This is a genomic window from Neisseria sp. P0021.S005 (assembly GCF_051956955.1).
The window spans coordinates 1-9,039 of sequence record NZ_JBQCWY010000092.1 but is presented as its reverse complement, the minus strand read 5'-3'; the positions used below and the strand labels follow the sequence as shown (position 1 = coordinate 9,039).

The 9,039-nt window shown below is 46.6% G+C and carries 6 protein-coding genes; 3 read left to right on the top strand and 3 right to left on the bottom strand.

Annotated features, from left to right (window positions below; genetic code table 11):
• A partial coding sequence (gene ftsH / locus ACTHUE_RS07330) for an ATP-dependent zinc metalloprotease FtsH (protein WP_440423188.1) occupies positions 1-1,673 on the top strand: 1,673 nt, incomplete at its 5' end.
• A 284-nt stretch (positions 1,674-1,957) separates the two neighbouring features.
• Here the strand turns inward: ftsH and tpx are convergent.
• The 3 genes from tpx to trpS form a co-directional block, all read right to left on the bottom strand.
• Positions 1,958-2,452 (bottom strand): thiol peroxidase, encoded by a 495-nt coding sequence (gene tpx, locus ACTHUE_RS07325; RefSeq protein ID WP_004520611.1) that lies wholly within the window; start codon positions 2,450-2,452, stop codon positions 1,958-1,960.
• 43 nt (positions 2,453-2,495) lie between these two features.
• Positions 2,496-3,035, bottom strand: a complete 540-nt coding sequence (locus ACTHUE_RS07320; RefSeq protein WP_004520610.1) for a hypothetical protein — start codon at positions 3,033-3,035, stop codon at positions 2,496-2,498.
• Positions 3,036-3,118: 83 nt separating this feature from the next.
• Positions 3,119-4,129, bottom strand: coding sequence for a tryptophan--tRNA ligase (trpS, locus tag ACTHUE_RS07315; RefSeq protein ID WP_004520609.1), 1,011 nt, complete (start codon positions 4,127-4,129; stop codon positions 3,119-3,121).
• A 258-nt stretch (positions 4,130-4,387) separates the two neighbouring features.
• Between trpS and clpB the strand changes: the two genes are divergently transcribed.
• Both clpB and ACTHUE_RS07305 read left to right on the top strand, forming a co-directional pair.
• A complete protein-coding gene (clpB, locus tag ACTHUE_RS07310) occupies positions 4,388-6,961 on the top strand; it encodes an ATP-dependent chaperone ClpB (protein ID WP_049336134.1) in 2,574 nt (857 codons plus the stop codon).
• 229 nt (positions 6,962-7,190) lie between these two features.
• The coding region (locus ACTHUE_RS07305; protein ID WP_440423186.1) for a site-specific recombinase at positions 7,191-9,039 on the top strand (1,849 nt) is incomplete at its 3' end.

The window sequence follows — 9,039 nt, the reverse complement described above, 5'->3', positions numbered from 1 at the left end:
TGACTCCGGAAGAAAAACCAAGCATGCTGGCCAGTCTGTTTTACAGCCTGCTGCCTGTTTTGTTGTTGATCGGTGCATGGTTCTACTTCATGCGCATGCAAAGCGGCGGTGGCGGTAAAGGCGGCGCCTTCTCTTTTGGTAAAAGCCGTGCGCGTTTGTTGGATAAAGATTCCAATAAAGTGACTTTTGCCGATGTTGCCGGTTGTGATGAGGCAAAAGAAGAAGTACAAGAAATCGTAGATTATTTAAAAGCCCCCAATCGTTACCAAAGCTTAGGCGGTCGTGTGCCGCGTGGTATTTTGTTGGCTGGTAGCCCTGGTACGGGTAAAACATTGCTGGCCAAAGCGATTGCTGGTGAGGCAGGGGTGCCATTCTTCAGTATCTCAGGTTCTGACTTCGTAGAAATGTTTGTCGGTGTCGGTGCGAGCCGTGTCCGCGATATGTTCGAGCAGGCCAAGAAAAACGCTCCATGTATCATCTTTATTGATGAAATTGATGCGGTCGGCCGTCAGCGTGGTGCCGGTTTGGGCGGTGGCAATGATGAGCGTGAGCAAACATTAAACCAATTATTGGTTGAAATGGATGGTTTTGAAAGCAACCAAACTGTTATTGTGATCGCAGCAACCAACCGTCCTGATGTACTTGACCCTGCGTTGCAGCGTCCGGGCCGTTTTGACCGTCAAGTCGTTGTTCCATTGCCTGATATTCGTGGCCGTGAGCAAATCTTAAAAGTACACGCTAAAAAAGTACCTTTGGATGCCTCCGTAGATTTGACTTCTTTGGCTCGTGGTACACCTGGTTTTTCAGGTGCGGATTTGGCAAACTTGGTCAATGAAGCAGCTTTGTTTGCCGGCCGTCGCAATAAAGTTAAAGTTGATCAAAGCGACTTTGAAGATGCGAAAGACAAAATCTACATGGGTCCGGAACGTCGCAGCATGGTGATGCACGAAGATGAAAAACGTGCAACAGCCTATCATGAGGCCGGTCATGCAATCGTAGCGGAAAGCCTGCCGTTTACCGATCCGGTTCACAAAGTAACGATTATGCCTCGTGGCCGTGCATTGGGTTTGACTTGGCAACTGCCTGAGCGTGACCGCATCAGTATGTACAAAGACCAAATGCTGAGCCAGCTCTCAATCTTGTTTGGTGGCCGTATTGCTGAAGATATTTTTATTGGCCGTATTTCTACCGGTGCATCTAACGACTTCGAGCGTGCAACTCAAATGGCACGCGAGATGGTAACGCGTTATGGTATGAGCGACAAAATGGGTGTGATGGTTTATGCTGAGAACGAAGGTGAAGTATTCTTGGGTCGTAGCGTAACCCGTTCTCAAAATATTTCCGAGAAAACCCAACAAGATATCGATGCGGAAATCCGCCGTATTTTAGAAGAGCAATACCAAGTGGCTTACAAAATCTTGGATGAAAGTCGTGATAAGATGGAAACCATGTGCAGGGCACTGATGGATTGGGAAACCATCGATCGAGACCAAGTTTTGGAAATTATGGCTGGTAAACAGCCTAGTCCGCCTAAGGATTACAGCCACAATGTCCGCGATGACAAAGTAGAAGAGCCTGAAGCTCCTGTTGCTGAAGCTGTTGAACCTGTTGAGCAAAATGAGGTTCAGAATACTGAGTCAGTAGAAGCAGACAAAACAGATAAATCTGTATAAGGTTTGAAACAGAAAACGGTAGCTTTTAAGCTACCGTTTTTATTTTGAAGATAAGCTAAAGGTCTCAGGCTAAGTGCGCCTGTTGCTGCCTAAAAGGCGGTTGGATGCCTGATTAATCAGGTATCCAAGAGGGATTAAGGGGGTATTTGGGTAGAATCAGTGGATATTTGAAACACAAACAGCCGAAAATCTTTGTTTAGGTTTCGGCTGTCGGGGGAAAAGGAATTTTGCAAAGGTCTCAGGCCGTCTGAAAATTTTCAGACGGCCTGATTTTATTTGGTTAATTACAAAACAGCCAAAGCTGCTTCGTAGTCAGGCTCGTTCGCAATTTCAGAAACCAATTCAGCGTGGAGAACTTGGTTTTGCTCGTTCAAAACCACCACTGCGCGGGCAGTAAGGCCACGTAATGGGCTTTCTGTCAGTGTAACACCGTAATCGTTAGAAAAGCTGCTGCGGAATGTAGAAAGTGTCACAACATTTTCTAAACCTTCTGCGCCGCAGAAACGGGCTTGTGCAAACGGTAAATCGGCAGAAATGCACAAGACGACGGTATTGTCCAAAGAAGAGGCGCATTTGTTGAAAGTGCGGACGGACTGGGCACATACGCCGGTGTCAATGCTAGGGAAAATATTCAGCACTTTGCGTTTGCCTGCAAAGTTAGCCAATGATTTCTCAGATAGGTCTGCTGCTACCAATGTGAAATCAGGTGCAACTTGGCCGATGGCAGGCAAATTGCCGTTTGTAGAAATAGGAGAGCCTTGGAAAGTAACTTGAGCCATGATTCAGTCCTTGTGTCAGGAGGAAAATAGGATAGGCAGGATTTTAGTAATGACGGCGACGGAAATAGAACATGCCTTCGCTGTCAATTTCTAAAATATAGCGGCCGTTTTGGACGGCGGCATAACCGCTTTTGCCCTCGGTATAAGGCTGCAAAGCAGCGTGTGAAATCAGATAGTCGGTCAGTTTGCTGCCGTCTTGGGCGATATTGTCCACCATTTTTGCAAAGGCAGTGTGGCAGACGCCGTTGGCTGACCAGCCGGCTGAAACGCCTTTTTCATTTTTTTCCATGCATTGGCCGCTGATGACTTCTAAGTCGGTAGGGTGCTTACCAATCAGATTGATAACACCGCCCTCTATGCCGTTAATCGGATAGGTGCGTTGTTTCTTACCTTCTTTCGTTTCGCCGTCTTGAGCTGTACCTAAATCCAAACCGGCTATGGCTTGTTCATCGATATATTTAACTTTGAAGGTAGGCTTGGGCGCTTTGCCTGAAGCAGCATCATTGGCGGCAGTATCTTCAGATTTACCGCCGCAGGCAGCCAATGAAAGGCTGAGCAAGATAAGGGGGAAGGTTTTTTTCATATGAGAAACCCTAGAAAACGATTATATTTCAAATGATAAACGATATTATGGCCGTCTAAAATATTCAGACGGCCTTACTATTATTATTTCAACGGACGAATACCTACTGCATCGCGTACTTTATCCAACAATTCGCGTGCTTCTTTACGCGCTTTTTGTGCGCCGGCCTGCAAAATGTCTTCAATTTGAGAGGGTTTGGCTGTCAACTCATTGTAACGCTCGCGCGGTTCTGCGAGCTCGGCATTGATTTTTGCGCCCAAGAGTTTCTTAGCCTCACCCCAAGCAAGGCCTTCGGCCAGCATTTGTGTAAACTCGGCAGTTTCAGACGGCGTGGAGAAGGCTTTGTAGATTTCAAACAGAGGACTTTCATCAGGCTGTTTCGGTTCGCCGGGCTCTTTCATGTTGGTGATGATTTTGTTAACGGATTTTTGGGTTTTCTTGTCGTTTTCCCAAAGCGGAATGGTATTGCCGTAGGACTTGGACATTTTGCGTCCGTCCAAGCCGACCAAGAGTTCGACATTTTCGTCAATTTTCACTTCTGGCAGGGTGAAGAGTTCTTGGAAGCGGTGGTTGAAGCGGCCGGCAATATCGCGTGCCATTTCAACGTGTTGGATTTGGTCGCGACCGACTGGTACTTCATGGGCATTGAACATAAGAATGTCGGCAGTCATGAGGATAGGGTAGCTGTACAGACCCATTTCCACGCCATGATCCGGATCTTCCTGACCGTTTTCGGTATTTGCCTGTACTGCGGCTTTATAAGCGTGAGCGCGGTTCATCAGGCCTTTTGCGGTAATACAGGTCAGAATCCAGTTCAACTCCATCACTTCGGGAATATCGCTTTGACGGTAGAAAGTGGTCTGTTCCGGATTGAGTCCGCAGGCGAGCCATGTGGCGGCAACAGCTTGAGTAGATTGATGAATCATTTCCGGCTCATGACATTTGATGATGCCGTGATAGTCGGCCAAAAAGAGGAATGATTCGGTATTGGAATCTTGCGCCGCGCGGATGGCCGGGCGGATGGCACCGACGTAGTTGCCCAAGTGTGGAATACCTGTTGTGGTAACGCCTGTTAAAACTCGTTTTTTGCTCATGAAAGTATCCTTCGGCACAAAGGCCGTCTGAAAATAAATATGGTGCCGATTATACCTGATTATTCTTGATTTTTCAGACGGCCTTTTGAGTAAAGAGTAGATGGATAATAAAAGTTATGCACATAAAATCATAAAAATAAAACGTTATAAAACAATAATATAGTAAAAATTGTTGATTAATGGGATAAATGGCTCTTGAGTTATCCACATTTGCGCTTATATAGGCCCTAACAGAATATATTTGAAGAGGAACTTAAAATGAGATTTGATAAATTGACTGCCAAATTTCAGCAAGCTCTGCAAGAAGGTCAAAGTCTGGCTTTGGCTGCGGACAGCAGCTACCTAGAGGCAGGCTTTATCTTAAAAGCGTTGCTTGACGATCAAAACAGTGGTACTGCTGCGTTACTGGCTCATGCAGGTGTGAATGTGCCTCAAGTAAAACAACGTTTGCAGCAACATTTGAGCAGCTTGCCAAAAGTATCCGGTCAAGGTGGCGATATTATGCCTAGCCGTGAGCTGCAAGCTGTATTGAACTTGATGGACAAGGCTGCGACCAAACGTGGCGATGCCTATATCGCCAGCGAACTTTTCCTGCTGGCTTTGGTTCAGCAGAATGATGCGACCGGCAAAATTTTGAAAGAAGCCGGTGCAACCGAACAAAATATCAATGCCGCGATTGATGCGGTACGAGGAGGACAAAACGTGAACGATGCGAATGCCGAAGACCAACGCGATGCTTTGAAAAAATACACACTTGACCTGACTCAACGCGCCCGAGACGGTAAGCTCGACCCTGTTATCGGCCGCGATGATGAAATCCGTCGTGCAATTCAGGTATTGCAACGCCGTACCAAAAATAACCCTGTGCTGATTGGTGAACCTGGTGTGGGTAAAACCGCTATTGTTGAAGGCCTGGCGCAACGTATTGTTAACGGCGAAGTGCCTGAATCCCTACGTAACAAACGCCTTTTGGTTCTGGACTTGGCGGCTTTGATTGCCGGCGCGAAATACCGTGGCGAATTTGAAGAACGCTTGAAAGGCGTTTTGAACGACTTGGCTAAAGATGATGGTAACACTTTGATTTTCATTGACGAAATCCATACTTTGGTTGGTGCAGGTAAAACCGACGGTGCGATGGACGCAGGTAATATGTTGAAACCGGCCTTGGCACGCGGCGAACTGCACTGCATAGGCGCGACTACTTTGGACGAATATCGTCAGTACATCGAGAAAGATGCGGCACTCGAACGCCGCTTCCAAAAAGTATTGGTCGGCGAGCCCAGCGTGGAAGACACCATCGCTATTTTGCGCGGTTTGCAAGAGCGTTATGAAATCCACCACGGTATCGATATTACCGACCCTGCTATCGTTGCCGCAGCGGAGTTGAGCGACCGTTATATTACCGACCGCTTCCTGCCTGATAAAGCGATTGATTTGATCGACGAAGCAGCCAGCCGCATCAAAATGGAGCTGGATAGCAAACCTGAGCAAATGGATAAACTTGACCGTCGCATTATCCAGCTCAAAATGGAAAAAATGCACGTTGCCAAAGAAAGCGATGACGCCAGCAAAAAACGTTTGGAACTGATAGACGAAGAAATTGACGGCCTGCAAAAAGAATACGCCGATTTGGACGAAATCTGGAAAGCCGAAAAAGCGGCGTCTTCCAGTACCGCCGACATCAAGAAACAGATGGACGACATCAAAGTCAAAATCGAGCAGGCCAAACGCCAAGGCGATTTTGCCCGTGCGTCCGAACTCGAATACGGTGAGTTGCCGAAATTGGGCGCACAGTTGCAAGCTGCGGAAAGTAACCCCGACGGCAAAAAACAAAACAAACTCTTCCGTACCGAAGTTGGTGCGGACGAAGTGGCCGAAATCGTTTCCCGTATGACCGGCATTCCTGTGTCAAAAATGATGGAAGGTGAACGCGATAAGCTGCTGAAGATGGAAGAAGTATTACACCGCCGCGTGGTTGGTCAAGACGAAGCCGTGCGTGCTGTGTCCGACGCTATCCGCCGTAGCCGTTCTGGTTTGGCCGATCCGAATAAACCTTATGGCAGCTTCTTGTTCTTAGGCCCGACCGGTGTGGGTAAGACCGAATTGTGTAAGGCATTGGCAGGCTTCCTGTTTGACAGCGAAGATCATCTGATTCGTATCGATATGTCCGAATACATGGAAAAACATGCTGTTGCCCGCTTAATCGGTGCTCCTCCCGGCTATGTTGGCTACGAAGAGGGCGGTTACCTGACCGAACAAGTCCGCCGCAAACCGTACAGCGTGATTCTTTTGGACGAAGTGGAAAAAGCCCATCCCGACGTGTTCAACATCCTGTTGCAAGTTTTGGATGACGGCCGTTTGACCGATGGACAAGGCCGCACTGTGGACTTCAAAAATACCGTTATCGTGATGACTTCTAATATTGGTAGCCAACATATCCAACAAATGGGTACTCAAGACTATGAAGCGGTGAAAGAAGTTGTGATGGAGGATGTGAAAGAACATTTCCGTCCTGAAATGATCAACCGTATTGACGAAGTAGTCGTGTTCCATGGTTTGGATCAGGCCAATATCCGCAGCATTGCGAAAATCCAGCTTAAAGGTTTGGAAAAACGTTTGGAAGTGCAACATCTGCATCTGAAAGTCGATGATGCTGCCTTGGATCTGATTGCCGAAGCCGGTTTTGATCCTGTGTATGGTGCCCGTCCGCTCAAACGCGCCATCCAGTCAGAAATCGAAAATGCGCTGGCAAAAGCATTGCTTGAAGGCAAATATGCACCTGATAGCACAATCCATGTTAAAGAAGAGGGTGGTAAGCTCTTGTTTGCATAGGATTTAAACAATGTAGTATGTTGTTGTAAAAGGCCGTCTGAAAGAATTCAGACGGCCTTTCTTAGTTATTGATTCACATCATATATTTATTATGTAATTTGATTATTCATTGAATTTTAGAGAATATTAATTGAAAATCTTGTGACATGGGTTGATAAAGAATACGATATAATTCGACCTGTTTGCCGAGGTTCTTGCTAAATATCTCATTTTATGTAATAATGCTACAATGCAGAAACTGACTAATCAAAATCTTCACATTATTTTGTCGGAACGCTTAAATGATACCGACTTTGTTCTTATTCTCAATGCATTAATCAAATTTTTGCGCCGAGGAGGTAAAAAACAGGCTTCCGAACGTTTCGATTTGATTTTATCTACTTTAAAACAAGACGATGCTTTATGCCGTCAATTCAGCCTGCGCTTTTATACTTGGCTGTCTAAAGTTCACATTTATCCTGCGCTGATTAAACTGGGTATTTTCTCGCGCCATAGTTTTACCCGGGAAATGGGCATACGGATTTATGAGCGGTTCAGTCCGTCTTATAAAGATTTTTCCAACTTGCGCGAAGTGTTTTTATATCTTTTTCATTCTGAAAACGATGATAAATGGTTGCAAACACTGAGTTTGCGACAATGGTTGAGCATGTATGAATTGTTGCAGGGTAAGGCGGATCCTGCTTTGCTTCAGACGGCCAGCCGACAGTTGGCGGATGCCCGTTTGCGAGCGGTAGAAATGCTGTCTATTTGGATTGCTTCCGAAGCGATTGAGCCAGATTTAATACGGATTGCCCCCCGTTTGTTGGAAGCGGATTCTGCATTTGTCGCTTTACAGCGCGAAATTGCGAAGATGGTGGAACACTATCGCCATAGCGAAGAAGCTTATGACACGGCGCATTTGGAGGTTATGTTTGACCAGTGTGAAAAGCAAATTGACTATTTGCGCCGTCGTGGTACCGGAGCCGGGTCTGGTTCGTCAGTAAAAGTTGCCCACTTGCTCGAACGCCTGCAACAAACCATAGACCGCCTGAAATTGTTGACCAATATTCAAATCGAAACTAGCCGTACCCGCTTAACTGTCAATCTGATGAATGCGATGATTTATGCGGCGGTGGAGCAATACAGCACCAGCCACTTGCGTAAAAGCAGTATCCGAATGCTGGCACGCAGTATTACGGAAAACAAAAGTCATCATGGCGAGCATTACATTACGCGCAACCGTAGCGAATATTTCAAAATGTTTTATTCCGCAGCGGGCGGTGGCGTAATTATTGCTTTGATGGCATTGAATAAAATCCATATTGCGTCTTTGGGGTTCGGCGAGTTTACGACTTCATTCCTTGCCGGACTTAACTACGGCTTAGGCTTTATGCTGATTCATATGCTGCACTGCACTGTTGCGACCAAGCAGCCAGCCATGACGGCGGCGAGCTTTGCCGAGCAGGTGGACTCAAATGAAGGTAGCAAAGCGGTGGACAATAAATTGGCAAAACTGCTGATTGATGTGTGCCGTTCGCAAAGTGTTGCCGTGTTTGGCAATGTATCGATTGCCATATTGTTGGCGGCGGGGATCGCTTGGGGTTATGCCTACACGCATGGTCAGCCTTTATTAAACGAGGCGGTTACAGCCTACCAGCTTAAATCTATTGAGATTTTTACTCAGCCGACCTTATGGTATGCCGCTATTGCCGGTGTATGGTTATTTTGTTCGGGTATTATTGCCGGCTTTTTTGACAATCGTTCCGATTATCTGAACCTGCGTCAGCGTCTGCCGTTTAATCCGTTGTTACGAAAAATCATGCGCCCGCAGCCACGCCGCCTTCTGGCCGCTTATATTCATAAGCATTACGGCTCGCTTATGGGCAATTTTATTTTCGGTATGCTTTTAGGTATGACCGGCTATTTTGGCCATCTTTTCGGCTTGCCGCTGGATATTCGCCATGTGGCGTTTTCTTCGGCAAATTTGGGTTATGCCGCGATTAGCGGTCATGCAGATATATTCACTTTTATGCTTGGCTTGGCAAGTGTATTGGCAATCGGCATGGTGAATCTGGTGGTCAGCTTTTCTTTAGCTTTGG